This is a genomic window from Corallococcus sp. CA054B (genome assembly GCF_003611625.1).
Classification (GTDB): Bacteria; Myxococcota; Myxococcia; order Myxococcales; family Myxococcaceae; genus Corallococcus; species Corallococcus coralloides.
Genome location: NZ_RAVY01000093.1, coordinates 17731 through 36168, shown reverse-complemented (window position 1 = coordinate 36168; position 18438 = coordinate 17731). Strand labels below are relative to the sequence as shown.

General features: G+C 70.9%; 15 protein-coding genes. 5 read left to right on the top strand and 10 right to left on the bottom strand.

The window, feature by feature from the left end:
* Both D7V80_RS22460 and D7V80_RS22455 read left to right on the top strand, forming a co-directional pair.
* Positions 1–813 (top strand): fatty acid desaturase (locus D7V80_RS22460; protein WP_233585615.1); only part of this gene is annotated, 813 nt, incomplete at its 5' end.
* Positions 813–1439 (top strand): hypothetical protein, encoded by a 627-nt coding sequence (locus tag D7V80_RS22455; RefSeq protein ID WP_120590091.1) that lies wholly within the window; start codon positions 813–815, stop codon positions 1437–1439. The genes D7V80_RS22460 and D7V80_RS22455, both read left to right, overlap by 1 nt.
* Here D7V80_RS22455 and D7V80_RS22450 read toward each other — a convergent pair whose 3' ends face one another.
* From D7V80_RS22450 to D7V80_RS22430, 5 genes are all read right to left on the bottom strand, one after another.
* Positions 1440–2705 (bottom strand): imm11 family protein, encoded by a 1266-nt coding sequence (locus D7V80_RS22450; protein WP_233585613.1) that lies wholly within the window; start codon positions 2703–2705, stop codon positions 1440–1442.
* Positions 2687–3991 carry an AHH domain-containing protein gene (locus D7V80_RS22445; protein WP_120590089.1) on the bottom strand — a complete coding sequence of 435 codons (1305 nt, stop codon included), beginning with the start codon at positions 3989–3991 and terminating at the stop codon, positions 2687–2689. The genes D7V80_RS22450 and D7V80_RS22445 overlap by 19 nt, the downstream gene beginning before the upstream one ends.
* A gap of 12 nt (positions 3992–4003) precedes the next feature.
* The gene (locus tag D7V80_RS22440; protein ID WP_014393123.1) at positions 4004–4402 is read right to left on the bottom strand and encodes an STAS/SEC14 domain-containing protein; all 399 of its coding nucleotides are present in this window, start codon (positions 4400–4402) and stop codon (positions 4004–4006) included.
* Positions 4403–4486: 84 nt separating this feature from the next.
* A complete protein-coding gene (locus tag D7V80_RS22435; protein WP_120590088.1) occupies positions 4487–4978 on the bottom strand; it encodes a CinA family protein in 492 nt (163 codons plus the stop codon).
* Positions 4975–6084, bottom strand: coding sequence for a GRAS family protein (locus D7V80_RS22430; protein WP_120590087.1), 1110 nt, complete (start codon positions 6082–6084; stop codon positions 4975–4977). The genes D7V80_RS22435 and D7V80_RS22430 overlap by 4 nt, the downstream gene beginning before the upstream one ends.
* A 376-nt stretch (positions 6085–6460) precedes the next feature.
* Between D7V80_RS22430 and D7V80_RS22425 the strand changes: the two genes are divergently transcribed.
* The 3 genes from D7V80_RS22425 (at position 6461) to D7V80_RS22415 (ending at position 11176) form a co-directional block, all read left to right on the top strand.
* Positions 6461–9235 carry a TonB-dependent receptor domain-containing protein gene (locus tag D7V80_RS22425; RefSeq protein ID WP_120590086.1) on the top strand — a complete coding sequence of 925 codons (2775 nt, stop codon included), beginning with the start codon at positions 6461–6463 and terminating at the stop codon, positions 9233–9235.
* 1 nt (position 9236) lies between these two features.
* Entirely contained in the window at positions 9237–10514 is a 1278-nt protein-coding gene (locus D7V80_RS22420) for a hypothetical protein (protein ID WP_120590085.1), read from the top strand.
* Positions 10515–10657: 143 nt separating this feature from the next.
* Positions 10658–11176 (top strand): hypothetical protein, encoded by a 519-nt coding sequence (locus tag D7V80_RS22415; RefSeq protein ID WP_120590084.1) that lies wholly within the window; start codon positions 10658–10660, stop codon positions 11174–11176.
* On the opposite strand, the gene D7V80_RS22410 is transcribed toward D7V80_RS22415, so the two are convergent.
* The 5 genes from D7V80_RS22410 to D7V80_RS22390 form a co-directional block, all read right to left on the bottom strand.
* Complete coding sequence (locus D7V80_RS22410) at positions 11145–12455, bottom strand: PAS domain-containing sensor histidine kinase (RefSeq protein ID WP_120590095.1); 1311 nt, start codon at positions 12453–12455, stop codon at positions 11145–11147. The genes D7V80_RS22415 and D7V80_RS22410 overlap by 32 nt on opposite strands.
* Positions 12456–12544: 89 nt before the next feature.
* A complete protein-coding gene (locus D7V80_RS22405; RefSeq protein WP_370452520.1) occupies positions 12545–13951 on the bottom strand; it encodes a sigma-54-dependent transcriptional regulator in 1407 nt (468 codons plus the stop codon).
* A gap of 42 nt (positions 13952–13993) precedes the next feature.
* Positions 13994–16414, bottom strand: coding sequence for an ABC transporter permease (locus tag D7V80_RS22400; protein WP_120590082.1), 2421 nt, complete (start codon positions 16412–16414; stop codon positions 13994–13996).
* A 19-nt stretch (positions 16415–16433) separates the two neighbouring features.
* Positions 16434–17177, bottom strand: a complete 744-nt coding sequence (locus D7V80_RS22395; RefSeq protein ID WP_052312906.1) for an ABC transporter ATP-binding protein — start codon at positions 17175–17177, stop codon at positions 16434–16436.
* Positions 17177–18421, bottom strand: a complete 1245-nt coding sequence (locus tag D7V80_RS22390) for an HlyD family secretion protein (protein WP_120590094.1) — start codon at positions 18419–18421, stop codon at positions 17177–17179. Before D7V80_RS22390 ends, D7V80_RS22395 begins: the two co-directional genes overlap by 1 nt.
* Positions 18422–18438: the final 17 nt, after the last annotated feature.

The window sequence follows — 18438 nt, the reverse complement described above, 5'->3', positions numbered from 1 at the left end:
GCTCTGGGGTGGGCGGTCATGGCTTGGGCTCCTCCGGTGCTGGCGCCGTTGGCCGTGCTCGTCGTCGCGGGACGGCTGCATGCGCTGGGCGTCCTGCTTCATGACGCGGTCCACATGTCTTCGCGAAGGCGCGAATGGAGACTGTGTCTGCTGGAGGCCGTCGCGGGTTACCCCATTGCGTCCACGCTGGCGGCGATGCGCTACCACCATCTTCGCCATCATCGCGATGCGGGCCTGCCGTCGGATCCGTACCGCAAGCCTCCGGATGGAGGACGGCTGCGCACGGTGTGGCGGTGGATCCTGCTCCTGGGGGTCATCCCGGGCTGGGTGCTGCGGGGGCCGGTAGGGCTTTGCGCGTGGGTGCTGCCTTCGCTGCGCACGGCGTATGGGCGCGTGTTCCTGCAGGACCGCTCCGGGCGGGTGCTCACGCGGGACACGGAGGTGGCGGCGTGTGCTCGGGCGGAGGCGGGGCAGGTGCTGTTCCACCTGGGCGTGCTGGCGCTGGCGGTGCGGTGGCCTTCCGCGGTGCTGTGGGGGTACGGGGTGCCGTTGCTGGTGGCGTCTGGGTTCAATGCGCACCGGTTGCTCGCGGAGCACACCGCCGCGCCCGTGCGGGGGCGGAGGCTGGAAGATGTGTTCGCGTGCACTCGCGACCATGGGCTCGGGTGGTGGGGGTGGTTGGGATTGGCGCCCCGGCACGTGGGGATGCACGTGGTGCATCACCTGCATCCGCGGGTGTCCCTCGCGCACCTGCCCCGGCTTCGCGCGTGGTACGTCGAGCGGTTTCCCCACCACTATCCCCGTTCCTACTGATGCTCACTTCGTCGACGCGGGTGTTCCTGGTGGTGGCGTTGCTGGCGTGCGCGAGCGCGGCGGTGGTGTTCCGGCGCAGGCAGAACGCGCAGGGCGGCCGGGGTGGACGCATCTCCGGACCCAAGATGGCGTGGCTGCTGTACGCGGTGTTCCTCTGGTTCCTGGTGTGCCCGCTGGTGGCGCTGGATGCGTCCGTGCCGGTGGAGGCGCGCGTCGTGCTGGGAGCATTCGCGGTGTCCATGTGGCTGCGCGGTGCCGCGGAGCTCTACATGCTCTACGTGTCGCGCAACTGGCGGCCTCCGTACGGCGTGGGCCATGACCTGGGGTGCATCGCGCTGGTCGGGGCGGGGCTCGTGTACACCGGGGAGAAGTGGGCCGGAGCGCTCGATGGGCGCGATGTGTGGGCGCTGGCGTTGGTGGGGTTGGTGCTGGTGACTCTGGTGGTGGAGGTGGCGTATGCGGCGCTGTTCCACCAGGCGGTGGAGGGACGCACCACCGGCGAGGATGGGGTGTGGTTCGCGGACGCCGAGCAGGAGCGGTTCCGGCGCATCAACCGGCTGACGCTGGCGCTCAACGTGCCGCTGTATGGAGCGCTGGCGGTGTGGCTGCTGCTGGGGATGCGGTAGCTACACCACGGGCTGGCGCCAGGCCTTGGACAGGTGGCCGGGGCTGGACTGGTTGAAGCGGTGGATCAGTTCCTCCCTGCCGTGCTCCAGCAGGTACGTGAGCTCCCGGGGCATCAGTGTCTTCACGGTGACCAACCGGACCTGCCCGTCTGGCATCGTGAAGTGAGTCGGGAGTGATGGGGTGTCCATGCCCAGGAGCACGGCGACCCGGCCTTCCTTGGTCAGGAGCGGTTCGGGCATGCGCTCTCCGCCCACTTCCATGGAGAGGATGCCGGTCCTCGCCGGTTCGCGCAGGTGTTCGTGGCCCACGAGCTCGTTGGCGATGCGTTCCAGTAGCGTCACGGGCCAGTCGGCCTGTGGCTCGTTGGTCTCAAGCGCGAGCTCCAGGCCGAAGCCCACGGAGGGCTCCACGGCATCCACGAAGAAGTCGGAGAGGCCGTCCGTCACGAAGAGGGTGCGTCCTTCAGGCCGGTGGATGACGCGCCAGACCTGGCGCTTCGCGGGCCAGCCTCCTCCGACGACGATGGGGAGGACGGCGTTTTCATCCAGTGTGCCCAAGGTGCGCCAGAACGCGGTGCGGGCTGTTTCGGTCCGTTCGTAGAGCGCCTGGAGCTTGCGGTTGTGTTCGCGCTCTTCGGGGCTGACTTCGCTGGGGCCTGTGACTTCCCGGAACTTCACCCCGGTGATGTTCGCGTGCTCCAGCGCCTCCTTGATGTCCTCGGAGACAATGAGCGCAACGGTCCACCCCCAGGTGCGGAAGACCTTGGCATCGCCCACCTTCGTCGGATCGATACGCATGCCAGCGACGTCCCTGTATTTCCCTACCTTCTCTGGACGCCCATCTTCAGGCTTCCAATACAGCACCTCTTCGGAAGCCTCGTCGTCGATGCATCTGACAAGCCGTAGCACGTTGACGAGGAAGTGCGGTCCGGGCTCCGACGCGACGGTCACGGGGAGCAGCTGAACATCATCCAGTGCGAGCCGGGTCAGGATGGCTGCCGCTTCCTCCTGAATGACGGGCGCCAAGCCGATGCCCGCCAGCGTGAAGTCCAAGGGCTGACCGGCATGGTCGACCGGAATCCTCAAGGGCGCTTCCAGGCTGACGGGTTCTCCCTTCCTGAACATCCATGGATTGGCGACCTCCCGGCCGGACGCATCGATGGGATCGCCCAGCGACCACCGACCGGGAACGTACAGATCGTCGACCAGCTCGAAGTACCGCATCGCCACGAGAGACTCCCGCCCAGCTATGACTTCGTGACCCACTTATTGAGCGTCGTGCTCGTGTTCAAGATGTCGCTGGCGAGCCGACGAAGCTCGTTGGTGAGTGCCTCGCGGCATTGATGGATGCTGGCACAGTCTTCCATTGCTTCGTTCAACCGGGAGAGCACTCTTTGATGGTACGCCTCGGGATGAGGACCCTTATGGCCCGGGACACGAACTTTGTTCGCGGGATCATCCAGGGACATTCCCGCGCGGTCGAAGAGCCTCTGGAACTGGGGCGACCACGGACCACCGTTGTGCGTGGCTTCCCACCATTTGTTCGTGGCGATGTGATGTTCGTGGACGTCGACTGGCGCGGGAACGTTCGGTCCCTTCGCGGACATCGCCACCACGTTGGGCGCCAGGGCAATGGTCACCTCGCCGCTCGCGGACACCGCGATTGCGGAGACCTCCGCCGCGGCCACCAGCCGGAAGCCTCCCTGCTCCGCTCCCACCAGTGCGGCCTGCGCTGAGCCCGGCAGTGTCGCGACCCTCGTCGCCAGCGTCTGCGCCGTGCTCCCCAGCGCCGCCATCGCGAGCATCACGAAGGCCCGTGCCGCCTGCTTGCCCATCACCTCGCCGTACTTCTCTCCCGCGTCCCGGATGCCGTCGAAGGTCTGCGCATCCTTCACCTCCGCCGCCAGCACCCTCCAGCCCTGGATGAGACTCCACACCGTGTCCCAGCCCAGGTACGCAATCAGCGCCACCGTCAGCGTCGCCGCCACTCCCTTCGACAACAGCGGCTCCGGTACCAGCCACAGGCTGAAGTACACCGCGCCTGTCATCACCAGCAGGGACACTGTCGCCTCGGGGTCCACCATCCCCTCCAAGGCTTCGGCCGTCTCCTCCCACACCGAGTCCAACGCAATCCGGAAGGCCAGCGTCCGCTTGCCCTCCTCATCCAGCGTCAGGCCCCGGTCCAACAGGTGCAGGCAGTCTCCGGACAACCGCTTGCGCACGCACCAGCGTCCGTAGGCGGCCTCCAGTTCCGTGCTCTCCTGAGCCACCCGGACGCGGCCCTGCCTCGGGTCGTCCACCGACACGACGCCCAGCGAGGCCCGCGGACGCTGCGCACCGGGATTCAACAGCCGAAGCGACACCGGCGCTCCGCGCGCCAGCGTCCGCACTGCCTCCTCGAAGGTGTCTCCGTCCAGCGTCACGGGCCGCGTGTCCGTGCGCGGCGTGTGCTCACGCGCCCGGCCTTCTCCCGTGTCCAATCGCCACGTCCGGGACGTCGCGCAGCCCGTCACGAACAACATCCACAGCACGCACCATCCGCGCGCTGGCATGTTCGTTTCCGCTCAGCCCTGCAGCGCCACTCCCAGCTCCGCGTCTCCGTGCTTCAGCCAGGTCCGTGCCGCGGACTCCTGCCAGAAACGGCGGAGGATCTTGTCCGTCCCGCTTCCGGATGCCACCCGGTTCAACTGCAACGCGACGATCTGGTTCTGCACCAGCTCCGCCACCCGCGTCACCCCGGAGCGCAGCCCGTACTCCTGCACCCTCCGGATGAGGTCCGCCGCCTCCGGTGACGCCGGCCGGAACGTGCGCAGGTCCGCTTCGATCTTGATGGCCTGCCCCGCCACTTCATCCGTCGCGGCGCGCAGGTCCTCCACGAAGCGCTGCATCTCCTCCAGCCGGATGTAGCCCTCCAGCGCGAAGCTCACGATGGATTCCGCTCGGTCCACGTCGATTCGATACATCGAGGCCCCCTTCGTGAGACTGCGTCAAACCTTCTCCTCCATCAGGCCTCCACGTGCCAACGTCCCGAGGGATGAGTCCCCTATTCAGGACTCCACTCCCACCTGCTCCAGAAGGAGGGCCAGCCCTCGCGCCGCCGCGGCCTGCCGCACCTGCCGCCGGTCCCCTTCGAACCGGTGACGCTCCACCACCGCGGCCCTCCCGCGCCGCTGCACCGCGATGAACACCAGCCCCACCGGCTTCGTCTCCGTCCCGCCTCCGGGCCCCGCGATGCCTGTCTCCGCCACCGCCCAGTCCGCCCACGAACGCTCCAGCGCTCCCGCCGCCATCGCGCCCACCGCCTCCGCGCTCACCGACCCGTGCGCCTGCAACAACGCCAGCGGCACCCCCAGCTGCTCTCCCTTCGACTCGTTCGAGTACGGGACGAACGCTCGCTCCACCACCGCCGAGGCCCCCGGCACCTCCGTCAGCGCCGCCGTCATCAGCCCTCCCGTACACGCCTCCGCCAATGCCAGCCGCACCCCGGCCTCACGGCACCTCGCGATGACCTTCGGCGCCAACGCCTCCAACTCGCTCACGCGCCCTCCCCCGGCACCGCCGCCAGCACCGACACCAGCACATCGCCCCGGAAGGTGATGCCCACCGTGCCCTCCTCCACGCACAGGCCCACGGCCGGGTGCACGTCGGCCGGACACACCGCCTCCAGCCCGCCTCGCGGCGTGAAGCCCGCGCGCTGCAAGCGCTCCCACCACGCCAGGGCCGGCTCGTGGCGCTCACACCGCTCCGACTCGTTCACCGTTCCCACGATGTCATCCACCTCCCGGCCGAAGAACCGCTTGATGGCGCGACGCTCCGCGCTCGGTATCTCCAGCGTATCCAGCAGCTGGAACACCCGGGAGAAGTGATTCCACGCGTTCTTCAATCGCTCACGCGCCGGTGCCCGGTGGTGATCCACATGGGGCTCGCACATCACCACGCCCACCGGCCCCAGCGACGCCAGCCTCGCCAGCACCGCGTCGCGCGCCTCCACTCCCGACGTCGCCTTCTCCGCCACGTGGTGCAGCGCGAACGCCGCGTTCACCACCAGCGGCCGGCGCACGGCTCGCAACGCCGTCCACATCGCCGCGTCCAGGTCCTCCACCGGCGACTCCAGCTTCACGAACTCGAGCGACAGCCCCACCTCCTCCGCCACCGCCAGCAGCGCGTCTCGCGCCTCCATCAGGCTCGTGCCGCTGGGATCCACCCCCACCACCGTCAGGTGCCGGGGCAGCGCGCCCGCCTTCGCCAGCGCTCGCAACAGGTTGCACTCCTGCCGCCCCTGCCCGATGCCCACGTCCAGCAGCGTCGCCTCCGCGTGTCCTCGTAGGAAATCCGCGAGCAGTGCGTTCGCCACCGCGTCCGCCGCCGATGCCAGCGGCAGGTGCTTCATCAACCGCCGGAACAACTCAATCTGGGGCGCGCCGCCGTCCACCTCCGACGCCCGGTACGGATGCAGCGCCCCCGTCGCCCCCTCCAACCGGCGAGACAAGGCCGTGGCGAACACGGCGTAGTTTTCGTCCTCGGGAATGCGCTCCGCGTCCAACAACCGGTAGAGCGCGGCCAGCGCCTCCACCGCGTCCATCGTTCGCGCTGACAACGCATGGTCCATCGCCCGGAGCAGCAGTTCGTCCTTCGGCGTCCGCATGCGCCCTCCCCGCGGAACCCTGGCCGTGGCTTCCGCTCGACATGAAAAAGTGTAACGACCGCCCAGGTCGCGGCTCCAGGGGGCGGCACCTCGGGACAGCGGGCCGTGCGCGTTCGCACAGCGCGCCCATCCCCAGGGACGGGCTGGCGCGATGCGGATGCCATGGCAGGGGACAGCCTCCGCGCAAGAAGGCACAGCCGGGCTTCTCCTCCCGGTCCGCATGCCCTGCGTGAACCGACTTCCGCCCCGGGCCGGGGAAGTCATGGGCGCCTTGGGCTGAATCCATGAATGAATGCAGTGTCCTCGCCGGGCCGGAGCCGTCCGGCGCGAGCGCGGGTGACACATTCGCGAGGGTCCGGTGTTGAAGCGCCCGCCCATGTTCCTCCCCCGTGCATTCCCCCTGGCGCTGGCGCTCCTGTCCGCCTCGACCGCCCTCGCGCAGGGCGTGCCCTCCGCCACCAGCGAACCTCGCGCCGTGGAGGTGGACGTCCACGCCACCGACGCGGGCCAGGTCCTCTCCTCCGAGGACGCCCTACGCCTGGGCCTCTCTCCCGACGCGGGTGACACGACGCTCGTGCCTCCCAGCCTCGCCGCCGACGCGCCCGCCGCGTGGCCGGAAGGCCTGGAGGGCACGCCCGGCGAGGTGGAGCTGGAGCTGCTGGTGGACGTGGAGGGCCGCGTCGCGGAGGCGAAGGTGGTCCGCGCCGCCACCGAGCCGCGCCTCACCGACGCGGCGCTCGCCGCAGCCCCCGGCCTGCGCTTCACCCCGGCCACGCTGGGCGGCACTCCCGTGGCGGTGCGCCTGCCGTTCGTCTATCGCTTCACGCCGCCCGTGCAGGTCCCCGCCTCCACCACGCGCCTCACCGGCGAGGTGCGCGCACGCGGCACGCGCCGCCCGTTGCAGGACGCGGCTCTCTTCCTGGACGGCGCTTCGGAGCCCGCCGCCACCACGGACGCGCAGGGCCTCTTCACGCTGGACGTGTCGCCGGGCCCTCACACGCTGGAGGTCCGCGCTCCAGGCCACGCGACAACGACGTTCACTGAGACGCTGACGCAAGGACAGACGCTCCAGGTCATCTACCGGCTCCAGCCTCGCGAGGTGAACCCCTACGAGACCGTGGTGCGCGACGAGCGCCCGCGCACGGAAGTCACCCGCATCAGCCTGCATGAGCAGGAGATCCGCGAGGTGCCCGGCACGCTGGGCGACCCATTCCGCGTGGTGATGCTGATGCCGGGCGTGGGCAGCCTCGCATCCGGCATCAGCTACCCGGTGGTGCGCGGCAGCCAGCCCGCCGCCACGGGCTTCTTCCTGGATGGCATTCGCATCCCGATGCTGTACCACCTGCTGCTCGGGCCCGCGGTGGTGCACCCGGACTTCATCGACACCGTGGACTTCTATCCGGGCACGCCGCCAGTGCAGTACGGCCGCGTGCTGGGCGGCGCGGTGGAGGGGCGCATCAGCCGTCCTCGCGAAGACCGGCTGCACTTCACCGCGTACGCGGACCTGCTCAACGCGGGCGGCTTCATCGAACAGCCCTTTGAATCCACGGGCACCAGCGTCAGCCTCGCGGGCCGCTTCAGCTACTCCGCGCTGCTCATCTCGCTGGCGGCCAACGTGCTCCAGCGCCCGGAAGCGGAGCAGCTGCGCGCGGGCTTCTGGGACTACCAGGCACGCATCGAGCAGAAGGTGGGCCGGGGCCGCCTGCGCCTGTTCGCGCTGGGCAGCTCCGACGACGTGGGCATCGCGCCGGAGCTGCTGGCAGGGGCGGAGGGCGGCGGCGTCGTGTCGCGCTTCCACCGCATCGACCTGCGCGGCACGCACCCGGTGGCGGAGGGCGAGGGCGAGGTCGGCGTCACCCTGGGCTGGGACGGCCTGGGCCTCACCGGCGAGGAGACGCAAAACGCCGGGGGCACCCTCGTCCGCCAGGACGTGGGCGAGTACGGGCTGAGCCAGGTGAGCGTCGCTGCTCGCGCGGGGTGGCGGCGCGCGCTGACGCCGTCGCTCGACGTCGCAGTGGGCGCGGACGTGGAGCACCGCCGCTCCGCCACCACGCTCATCGGCACCGCGCGGCCTCCGGGCTGGCGGCCCTCCGACGACGCGGATCCGCTCAAGCGGCCCAGCGCCCTGGCCACCTTCTCCGGCGCGTATGCGTCCGTCACGTGGAAGCCCTCTGAAGACTGGGTGGTGACGCCGGGCCTGCGCGTGGACGCGTACCACCTGGTGCCGGGCATGACCTTCACCGCGGTGGAGCCGCGCCTGTCCGTGCGCCACTCACTGACGGACACCCTCACGCTCAAGGGCGGCGCGGGCCTGTACCACCAGCCGCCCACCGTGCTCGTGCACGTGCCCGCCTTCGACACCGCGAGCCTGCGCTACGGCCTTCAGTCCGGCGCGCAGTTCGACGTGGGCGCGGAGTGGAAGGCCTTCGAGGGGCTGGAGCTGAGCGCGGACGCGTACTTCAACCCGCTGTCCCGCGCGGTGGAGTTCGACCTGGTGGACGTAGCGGAGAACCGCCGCCGCCGGGGCGGCCTGGGCGAGGACCCCGCCACCACCGGCTACGCCTACGGCTTCGACCTGATGGCCCGTCACCCACTGGGCCGCCACTGGTTCGGCTGGGTGTCCTACAGCTTCCTCCAGAGCAAGCGGAAGGCGCGCTTCGGACGCATCGGCGACGACAACCGCGTGCTGGAGACGGTGGAGGGCACGCTGCCCTTCGCCTTCGAGCAGGCGCATACCTTCAACGCCGCGCTCAGCTACAAGTTCGGCAACAACTGGACCGTGGGCACGGTGGTGCACTTCAACACCGGCCGTCCGGAGACGGGGCAGATCACCTCCCAGACGCAGCGCTGGGTGACGAACGGCGACGGCTCGACGGAATGGGTGCGGCAGGACTTGGACCGCACGCAGCGGCTGGCGCCGTTCTTCCGCGTGGACGCGCGCATCGCGAAGTCGTGGGCCTACCAGGACTTCACGCTAGATGCATCGCTCGACGTGCTCAACCTCTCCGCACAGCAGGAGGTGGTGGCCTACGAGTACCGCTCCGAAGGCGGCGACTACGAGGGCTCCCCCCACAAGGACGTCCGCCCCGTGCGGGTCCCCATGCGCATCCCCGTCATCCTCCCCCTCTTCGGGCTCAAGGCGACCTACTGACATGCGACGCGCACTCGTCACTTCCCTGGGACTGCTGGCCTTCACCACCGCTGGCTGCGACCGCTATCCCGAGGACCCCATCTTCGCGTACGGCCGCGCGCTCCACCGCGACGGCACGCCGCGCTCCGGGGAGACGCTGACCCTGGAGCGGCTGGAGGACGACGTCTTCACGCCGCTCACCACCGCCACCACGGAGGCCTCGGGCGACTTCACCCTGGAGATGCTGTCCGGGGACGCCGTGCGCGAGGAGGACTACTACAGCCGCTCGAACCGCCTGCGGCTGGCGCTGCCGCTGGACGCGGACGGCAGCGGCACCTTCCTGTCGTTCACCATGCAGGACGACGTGGAGCTGCCCACGCTGAAGCCGTGGGATGCGCGCCCGATCGTGGGCAGCAGCGACCAGGGCCCCACCGTGGCCTTCCCGCCCGCGCCCCCGGCACCTCCCGTGCCGGAGACCGGCGACACGCTGGAGCTGCTCGCCGACGACGGTTCGACGATTCCCCTGCTGCCCACCGCCCCGGAGCCCCTGCTGTGGGTCACGTCCGGCGGCGAGCTGCTCTGGCGGCAGAAGGGCACGGAGTCCCCATGGACGCCGAGCCCGTACGTGCTGGAGGACTTCGCCGCGCCCCAGGTGCGGCTGCGCGCCGCCAGCATGGGCTCGTGGTTGTTCTCTCCGCTGGGCGGTGAGCCCAGCTCCGTCTATTTCCGGCAGGAATGGCGCACCGGCGCCGAACCGCTGCCCGCGGGGACGCTGCGCCCCATCAGTCGCGGCGCGACGTGCGAGCCGTCCTTTCCGGATGTCTGTCCATGGACGGATGGCCTGCTCACCCCGGTGGACTTCTGGGAGAAGGAGACCGACCCCCGCTTCCACAACGTCGTCATCACCCTGCCCCAGCCGGCCCTGCCACGCCGCGCGGTGGTGCGCGGGCTGCACTACCTGCAAGGCAGGGGCGGTAGGGATTGGCTCGTCCTGGAGGGCAGTGTCGACGGCGAGCAGTGGCAATCCCTGGCGCGCGTCGTACTGCGGGACATGAGCCCGCAGGAGCAGTCCCTGCGCGATGCGACGTTCGGCCTCTACACCGAGCCTGCCGAGGGGGCATCTCCCTATGGGGACGGGATGCTCCGCCTGGGCGTCCAGGAGCCGGTCTTCCAGGACGTGCCCCTCACCCCCACCGGGCCCGTGCGCTTCGTGCGGCTCTCCGTGGAATCCCTTATCTACGACGGCACCGCCCCACCCGCTGAGTTCTATACCCTCTCCGAACTGTCCATCTTTGAATAGTCATTGCGGATGACCCTCCAACCCCCGGAAGTTGCTTGTCTGAGTGGAGCCCGGGAGTCCTGCCCAATCAAATAAATCAAGAAATAAAGGGCGAACCGTTCTTCCTCTGTAGCACCGCTCATTCGTGCCCGAGGAGGGCTCCAATGATTGCGCTGACCTGGACGTATGGACAGCTCCTCAAGGGATTGACGGAGCGGGTGCGCCGGGTGCTGCTGGTGCAGGTGCTCATCCTGGCGCCGAGCTTCGGGGTGCTGGAGCTGGACCCATGGGGTCCTTCGCACCGGGGACTTTCCCTGACACGTCTGGCGCTGTGGGGCTGCGCCGTGGGGCTGTTGTGGGCCCTGCACCGGTATGCCTTCGGGCGCACGCGGGTGGCGTCGTGGCAGCGCGTGCTGTGGGTGACGGCGCTGTGCTGGCTGGGGCAGTGGATGGGCGGCTTCGTCGCGCTGGAGGCGCTGCCGCACTCGCTCCAGCAGTGGTCCGGGGCGCGGTGGATCCACGTGGGCTTCACGGTGCTGTTCTTCTGGGCGGCGACCGCGCTGCTCTACCGGCTGGCCGCGCCCGTGCCGGAGCCTGAAGCCGGTCCCGCCGCGCCCACGGGCCCCGCGTCCCTGTCCGGCAAGAAGCGCTTCACGCGCGCGGAGCGTCCAGCGGGAGCCTGAGCCTCGCGCGGCAGCCTCGGCCGTCCGTGCGGTTCTCCAGGCGCAGGCTGCCTCCGTGCGCTTCGGCGATCTGCCGGCTGAGCGCCAGGCCGATGCCGCTGCCCTGGGGCTTGGTGGTGAAGAAGGGCACGAAGAGGTTCGCGGTGTCCGCGAGGCCCGGGCCTTCATCCTCCACCCAGACCTCCACGGCGCCCGGCGCGTGCACCGCCCAGGAAACCCAGACACCGCCCGTGCCCCCTTCCGACAGGACGGCGTCCACTGCATTGCGCACCAGGTTGATGAGCAGTTGTTCCAGCTGATCTCCATCGCCGGGCACGGTGAGGACGGGGCCCGGGCGCACGGCGACGGGACGGCGCGGCTCCAGGGCCACCACCCGCCGCACCCAGGGCTCCACTTCGACGGGGCCCAGGGTGGGCGGCGGCAGGCGCGCGAGCCGCGCGTGGGCGGACATGAAGCGGGACAGGGCTTCTGCTCTGCGGGCGATGATGCCCAGGCCGTGACGGGTGTCCTCCTCCCAGTCCGCGGGGCGCGGCACCTGGGTGACGGTGTCCCGGAGGGCGTCCGCGATGGATTGGATGGGGGTGAGGGAGTTGTTGATCTCGTGGCTGAGCACGCGGACCAGCCGGCGCCAGGCTTCGCGCTCCTCTTCGCGCAATGCCAGACGCAGGTCGGTGAGCACGATGAGTTGGTGGGGCTGGCCGCCTTCGCGGAAGGTGCCGCGCCACAGCTCGTAGGGGCCGCCGTCCTGCTGCGCGAAGACGCGCGTGAGGCGGCGAGGGGCGGGGCCTTCCAGCAGGTCGCTCCAGCCGAGGGCTTCGGCGCGCTGGCCCAACAGCTGCGCGCGCGGCAGGCCCACGAGCCGGGCGCCCGCGCGGTTCACCAGCTTGAGGGTGCCGGAGGCGTCGAAGGCGAGCACCGCGACGTCGATGGCCTCCATGACCTGGCCCAGCAGGGCGCCGGCCTCCATCGCGCCCAGGCGCTGTTCGCGCAGGGTGTCCCCCAGGGCGTTGACCTCCATGAGCACCTCCCCGAGCGGATCCCCCGCGCGTCCGCCCCGTCCGCGCACGGAGTAGTCGCCTTCACGCAGGGCGGCCAGCAGGCCCGCGACGGTGTGCAGGGGCCGCACGACGCGCTCACGGAGCGCCAGACAGGCTCCGGCGTGGATGCCCACCACGAGCACGGACAGCGTCCAGCGCACCTTGGCGGTGAAGTCCCCCGTCCACAGGAGCGCCAGCGTCACGAGGACCGCGGGCAGCCCCGCGAGGACCGCGAGCCACATCACGCGCAGGTCGTATGGCACTCGTGCGTTCGGTTCGTGCGCATCGGGCTTCGTGATGCGCGGGTCATGCGGTGCCGGGTGACCGCGGCTCACCTTGCGCCCTTGATGCCGTAGTACTGGAGCCGCCGGTAGAGCGCGCTGCGCGACAGGCCCAGTGCCTTCGCGGCTTCGCTCACGTTGCCGTCATGCCGGCCGAGGGCGCGCTCGATGAGGTAGCGCTCCACTTCTTCCAGCGTCATCTCCTCCAGGCGCGCGCTCCCTCCGCCCGGAGGGCCCATCCGCTTGAGCAGCAGGTCCTCCGCCTCCACGCGGTCCCCCACCGCCATCAGCAGCGCGCGCTCCACCGCGTGCTCCAGCTCGCGCACGTTGCCCGGCCACGGGTACGCGATGAGCGCCTCCAGTGCCCCCGGTGCCAGGTGGATGTTGGGACGGCCGTAGCGCTGCCCCTGCGCCGCCAGGAAGTGCGTCGCGAGCAACGGGATGTCCTCGCGCCGCTCCCTCAGCGGAGGCAACTGCACCTCCACCGTGTTGAGCCGGTAGAGCAGGTCCTCGCGGAAGCGGCCCTCCGCCACCGCCCGGCTCAGGTCCACGTTCGTCGCGCTCACCACGCGCACGTCCACGCGCCGCGTCCGCGACGAGCCCACCGGGTGCAACTCCCCCGTCTGGAGCACCCGCAGCAGCTTCGCCTGCTGCGTGAGCGGCATGTTCCCAATCTCATCCAGGAAGAGCGTGCCGCCGTCCGCCAGCTCGAAGCAGCCGATGCGGTCCGCCTTCGCATCCGTGAAGGCGCCCTTCACGTGACCGAAGAGCTCGCTCTCGAAGACGCCCTCGGACAGGCCGCCGGAGTTCACCGCGACGAAGGGCCGGTCCGCGCGCGTGCTCGCCGAGTGGAGGAGGCGCGCCACCACCTCCTTGCCCGTGCCGTGCTCTCCCGTCACCAGCACCGGCGCCGACGACGGCGCCACCCGCTCGATGAGCCTGCGCACCGGCTGCATCGCCCGCGACTCGCCCACCAGCGGAGAGCGGCCGCCCTGCTCGCGGCGCAGGTGCTGGTTCTCCTCCTCCAGCCGCCGGCCGCGCTTCAACGCCCGGGACAGCTCCAGCTGCGTGCGCAGCGTGGCCAGCAGGCGCGTGTTGTCCCAGGGCTTCTGCACGTAGTCGCGCGCGCCCAGGCGCATCGCCTCCACCGCGCCCTCCACGCTGCTCCACGCCGTCATCACCACCACGGGCAGCAGCGCATCCCTCGCGCGCAGCTCTCCCAGCAGGTCCAGGCCCTCGCGCCCGGACGTGGTGTCGCGCGCGTAGTTGAGGTCCATCAACACCAGGTCGACGTCCTCCGCGTCCAGCGTGGCCTTCACGCCCGCGGGGGACTGCGCGCTCACCACCGTGTAGCCGTCGCGCTTGAGCAGCAGCCGCAGCGCCTCCAGCACGTCCGGCTGGTCGTCGGCCACGAGGACACGGGTGGTACGCGGAGAGGGAGCGGTGGGTTCGGACACGGAGGACGCCACGGTTTGGGACTGTGCCAGAAAGGAGGGAACTCAGTCGGCCCGGAGCGCGATGATGGGGTCCACGCGCGTCGCCCGTCGAGCGGGCAGCCACGACGCCCCCAGCGCCACCCCGGTCAAGAGCAGCGCGACCCCTCCGAACGTCCACGGGTCGTCCGCCGACACGCCATACAGCAGCGACCCCAACAGCCGCGCCAGCCCCAATGACAGGCACAGCCCCACCGCCACGCCCGCGAGCGACAGCCGCAGGCCCTGCGCCAGCACCAGCCGCAGCACGTCGCCTCGCGCGGCCCCCAGCGCCATGCGGATGCCCAGCTCCCGCGTGCGCTGCGACACCGAGAAGGCGATGACGCCCGACAGCCCCAGCGCCGCGAGCAGCAGCGCGACGCCCGCGAACAGGCCCATCACCAGCGCGGACAACCGACGCGGGCCCGTGGACTGGTCCATCCGGCGCGTGAGCGAGGACACGTCGAACAGCGGCAGGTCCGCGTCCACCGCGCGCACCTCCGTTTCCACCTGGACGCGCAAGGCCTCCGGGTCCCCGGACTTCACGCGCACCGCCAGGCCCATGGACACGTCCGGCAGCTGTGACAGCGAGTAGTACGCCGCCGGGCGCGCCGGCACGTCCAGGCCCCACTCGTGCAGGTCGTCCACGATGCCCACCACCGTGGTCCACTGCATGTCCTTGCCGTGAAGCTTCACCCGCTGCCCCAGCGCGTCGCCCTTCGGCCAGAAGAGGTCCGCGAAGGAGCGGTTGATGACCACCGCCCAGGGCGCGTCCGGCCCGTCCCCGTCCTCCAGCAACCGCCCCTGCCGCAGGTGGACGCGCAGCGCGTGCAGGTAGCCGGGGGTGGCGGCGCGGAACTCCACCGCCTTCCACAGCTCGCCCGGCTGGCGCGTGCGCCCCTCGATGTCGAAGCTGTTGTCCATGGAGCCGCCCAGCGGGAGCACGTTCGTCAGCCCCGCGGACTCCACGCCCGGCAGCGCCTGGAGCCGGGGCACCAGGGCCTGCAGGAAGGCCGCCTGCTTCGCCGGGTCCGGGTACTGCACCTTGGGCAGCGCGAGCTGCCCGGTGAGCACGCCGTCCGACTCGAAGCCCGCATCCACGCGCTGGAGCGCGAGGAAGCTCTTCATGAACAGGCCCGCGCCCACCAGCAGCACCAGTGCGAGCGATACCTGCGCCACCACCAGCGCCGCGCGCAGCCGGCCCGTGCGGTGGCTCCCCGTGGCGCGTGCTCCCTCGCGCATCGCCGCGTGCAGGTCCACGCGGCTGGCCTGGAGCGCGGGCACCAGCCCGAAGAGCACGCCCGTGAGCACCGACACCCCCAGCGTGAAGAGCACGGAGGCCACGTCCAGCTTCACGCCCTGGGCCCGGGGCAGGCCCTCGCCCACCGTGGCCACCAGCGCGTCCGTGCCCCACAGCGCCAGGAGCAGCCCCACCGCGCCCGCCACCAGCGACAGCACCAGGCTCTCCGTGAGGAACTGCGCCACCAGCCGTAGCCGGCCCGCGCCCAGCGCCGCGCGGATGGATACCTCGCGGCCCCGGGACACCGCCCTCGCGAGCAGCAGGTTGGCCACGCTGGAGCACGCGACCAGCAGCACGAAGCCCACCGCGCCCCAGAGCAGCCACAGCGTCTCGCGGACGCCGCCCACGATCTGGTCCTCCAGCGGCTTCACGCTCATGGACCAGCCCCACTCCCGGTACCGGCTCATCAGGTCCGCCGGGCGCGCGTTGCCCATGCGCACCAGGTCCGCGCGCGCTCCATCCAGCGTCATCCCCGGCTTGAGCCGCGCCATCACGTTGAGGAAGCGGTTGCCGCGCCGGGCCTCCGCCTGCTGCTCGGGCGCGGGCGCGAGGGGCAGCACCACCTCCGTGTCCTCCGGATAGACGGCGCCCGGGGGCAGCACGCCCACCACCGTGTGCGGCACGCCGTCCAAGCGCAGCACGCGCCCCAGCACCTCCGGGTCCTTCGCGAAGTGGGTGCGCCACGCGGCGTCCGTGAGCACGACGACCTTGTCCTGGCCCGGCGTCTCCTCCTCCTGCGTGAAGCCCCGGCCCAGCACCGGCGCGACGCCCAGCGTGGGCAGGAAGGACGCCGTGGCGACGACGACGTGCAGGCGCCGGGGTGAGTCCCCGCCGGTGAGCGTCATGTCGTTGGGGCGGAAGGCCGCCAGCGACGTGAAGGCCTGCGTGTGCGTGGTCAGGTCCCGGTACTCGGGGATGGAGTTCGACACCTCCTTCAGGCCGAAGGCGTCGAAGTTCGGGGCCAGCAGCACCAGCCGCTCCGGCTGGGTGAACGGCGGCGGGGTGAGCAGCACGCCCTTCACCACGCTGAACACGGCGCTGTTCGCGCCGATGCCCAGGGCCAGCGTCAGCACCGCCACCGCCACGAAGCCGGGGGCGTTCTTCAGGGAGCGCCACGCGTAGCGCAAGTCACCGAGCAGGTGTTCCATGGCCGTGTGCCCCTGCCCTTCAGCGAAGCTGTTCGTCCTGCACGACGCGGCCGTCGAACAGGCTCACCGTGCGCGTGGCGATGCGCGCGTGTGCCGGGTCGTGCGTCACCATGCAGAGGGTGGAGCCCGCCTTGTGCAGGTCGGACAGCAGCTGCATCACCGCCTCGCCGTTCTTCGAGTCCAGGTTGCCCGTGGGCTCGTCCGCCAGGAGGATGAGGGGGTCTCCCGCCACGGCGCGCGCCACCGCCACGCGCTGCTGCTGGCCGCCGGACAGCTGCCCCGGCAGGTGCCGCGCCCGGTGCGCCATGCCCACGCGCTCCAGGGCCCGCTCCACGCGCTGCTTGCGCTCCTGCGCGGGCAGCCCCCGGTAGGTGAGCGGCAGCTCCACGTTCTCGAAGACGGTGAGGTCGCCGATGAGGTTGAAGCTCTGGAAGATGAAGCCGATGTGCTGGTTGCGCACCTTCGCCCGGTCCGTGGGCGACAGCTCCAGCACGCTCCGGCCATCCAGCAGGTAGCTGCCGCGCGTGGCGGTGTCCAACAGCCCCAGCACCGCGAGCAGCGTGGACTTGCCGGAGCCGGACGGGCCGACGATGGCCACCCATTCGTTCTGGCGGATGGTGAGCTGGATGTTGGAGAGGGCGTGCGTCTCCACCTCCTCCGTCTCGAACACCTTGGTGAGCCCGTCGAGCTGGAGCAGCGCCTTGCCCGGCACCGCGCCCGGGGCCACGGCCTTCGTCTCGCGGTCGTTCGTCATCGTCGTCATCATCGCAGCCTCACGCGCTCCACCGCATCCCACGCGGTCATGTCCGACAGCACCACCTGATCGCCTTCTGAAAGTCCCTGCACGACCTCCACCGCGTTCACCGAGCCGCGGCCCAGCTTCACGGGGATGCGCACCGCCTCGTCGCCTCCGGGCACGAGCCGGAAGAGCGCCAGCGTGCTCTCCGCCTGCGCTCCCGCCGGACGGCCCACGAACAGCACGTCGTCCAGCCGCTCCAGCTCCACGGTGCCCTCCACGGTGAGGTCCGGCCGGGCGCCCTTGGGCAGCGCGTCCGGCAGCGACACCTCCACGCGCACCGTGCCCTGGCTGGCCGCGGGGGCCACGCGCGCGACAGTGCCCTCCACCACGCCGTTGCGCGTGTCCACCTGCGCCTTCAGACCCGGGAGGATGTCGCGCGCCTGCGTCTCCGCGATTCGCAGCTCCGCCTTGAGCCGCTCCGGCTTCACCACCTTGGCCAGGAGCACGCCGGGCGTCACCCACTGGCCCAGCTCCAGCGGCAGCTCCTGGAGCACGCCGTCCTCGCCCGCGAGCACCTTCATGGACTCCACCTGCTGGCGGCGGAAGCGCGCCACGGCCTTGAGCCGCTCCACCTGCTCCTGCTGGGACGCGAGGCGCTGGCGCAGGCTCTGGGACATGACGTCCAGGCGCTGGCGCTCCAACTCCAGCCGCTGGTTCGCCTCCTCGGCCTTCTCCTGCGCCTGGCGCGTCTCCAGGTCGCCGACGAAGGCCTTCTGGAAGAGCGCCGCGTTGGCCTGCGCGCGGCGGGTGGCGTCGGCGGACTCGGCGGTGAGTGTGGCCACGGTGGCCTGCTGGGACAGCCGCTGCGTCTGGAGCAGCTCGCGCAGCTCCAGGAAGTCGCCCTCGGCGCTCGCGAGCTGGCGTTCGGCCTCCAGGGCCTGGAGCTGCACGTCCGGGTTGGACAGCTCCAACAGCAGCGTGCCGGCGGTGACGGTGGCGCCGGGACGCACGTGGATGCGCTCCACGCGGCCAGCGGTGTCGGCGGTGAGCCAGCGGATGGACTCGGGCACCAGCGACCCGGTGCCCTTCACCTGGCGCACCAGCGGACCGCGCTTCACCGTGTCCAGCCACACCGAGGCCTTGTCCACGGTGGGCGCGGCGGGGCGCAGCCGGGACAGCCCCACCGTCACCGCTACAAGCGCGGCGAGGCCCAGGGCGGCCAGGAGGTAGGGTTTGCGGCGGGGTGCTCGGGGCTTCGGGATGTCCACGCCCCGGGCCATAGCGA

Coding starts and splice junctions, on each gene's coding strand:
- D7V80_RS22455 (WP_120590091.1), top strand. CDS start 813: ATGCTCACTTCGTCGACGCGGGTGTTCCTGGTGGTGGCGTTGCTGGCG.
- D7V80_RS22445 (WP_120590089.1), bottom strand. CDS start 3,991: ATGCCAGCGCGCGGATGGTGCGTGCTGTGGATGTTGTTCGTGACGGGC.
- D7V80_RS22440 (WP_014393123.1), bottom strand. CDS start 4,402: ATGTATCGAATCGACGTGGACCGAGCGGAATCCATCGTGAGCTTCGCG.
- D7V80_RS22430 (WP_120590087.1), bottom strand. CDS start 6,084: ATGCGGACGCCGAAGGACGAACTGCTGCTCCGGGCGATGGACCATGCG.
- D7V80_RS22425 (WP_120590086.1), top strand. CDS start 6,461: ATGTTCCTCCCCCGTGCATTCCCCCTGGCGCTGGCGCTCCTGTCCGCC.
- D7V80_RS22420 (WP_120590085.1), top strand. CDS start 9,237: ATGCGACGCGCACTCGTCACTTCCCTGGGACTGCTGGCCTTCACCACC.
- D7V80_RS22415 (WP_120590084.1), top strand. CDS start 10,658: ATGATTGCGCTGACCTGGACGTATGGACAGCTCCTCAAGGGATTGACG.
- D7V80_RS22410 (WP_120590095.1), bottom strand. CDS start 12,455: ATGTGGCTCGCGGTCCTCGCGGGGCTGCCCGCGGTCCTCGTGACGCTG.
- D7V80_RS22400 (WP_120590082.1), bottom strand. CDS start 16,414: ATGGAACACCTGCTCGGTGACTTGCGCTACGCGTGGCGCTCCCTGAAG.
- D7V80_RS22395 (WP_052312906.1), bottom strand. CDS start 17,177: ATGACGACGATGACGAACGACCGCGAGACGAAGGCCGTGGCCCCGGGC.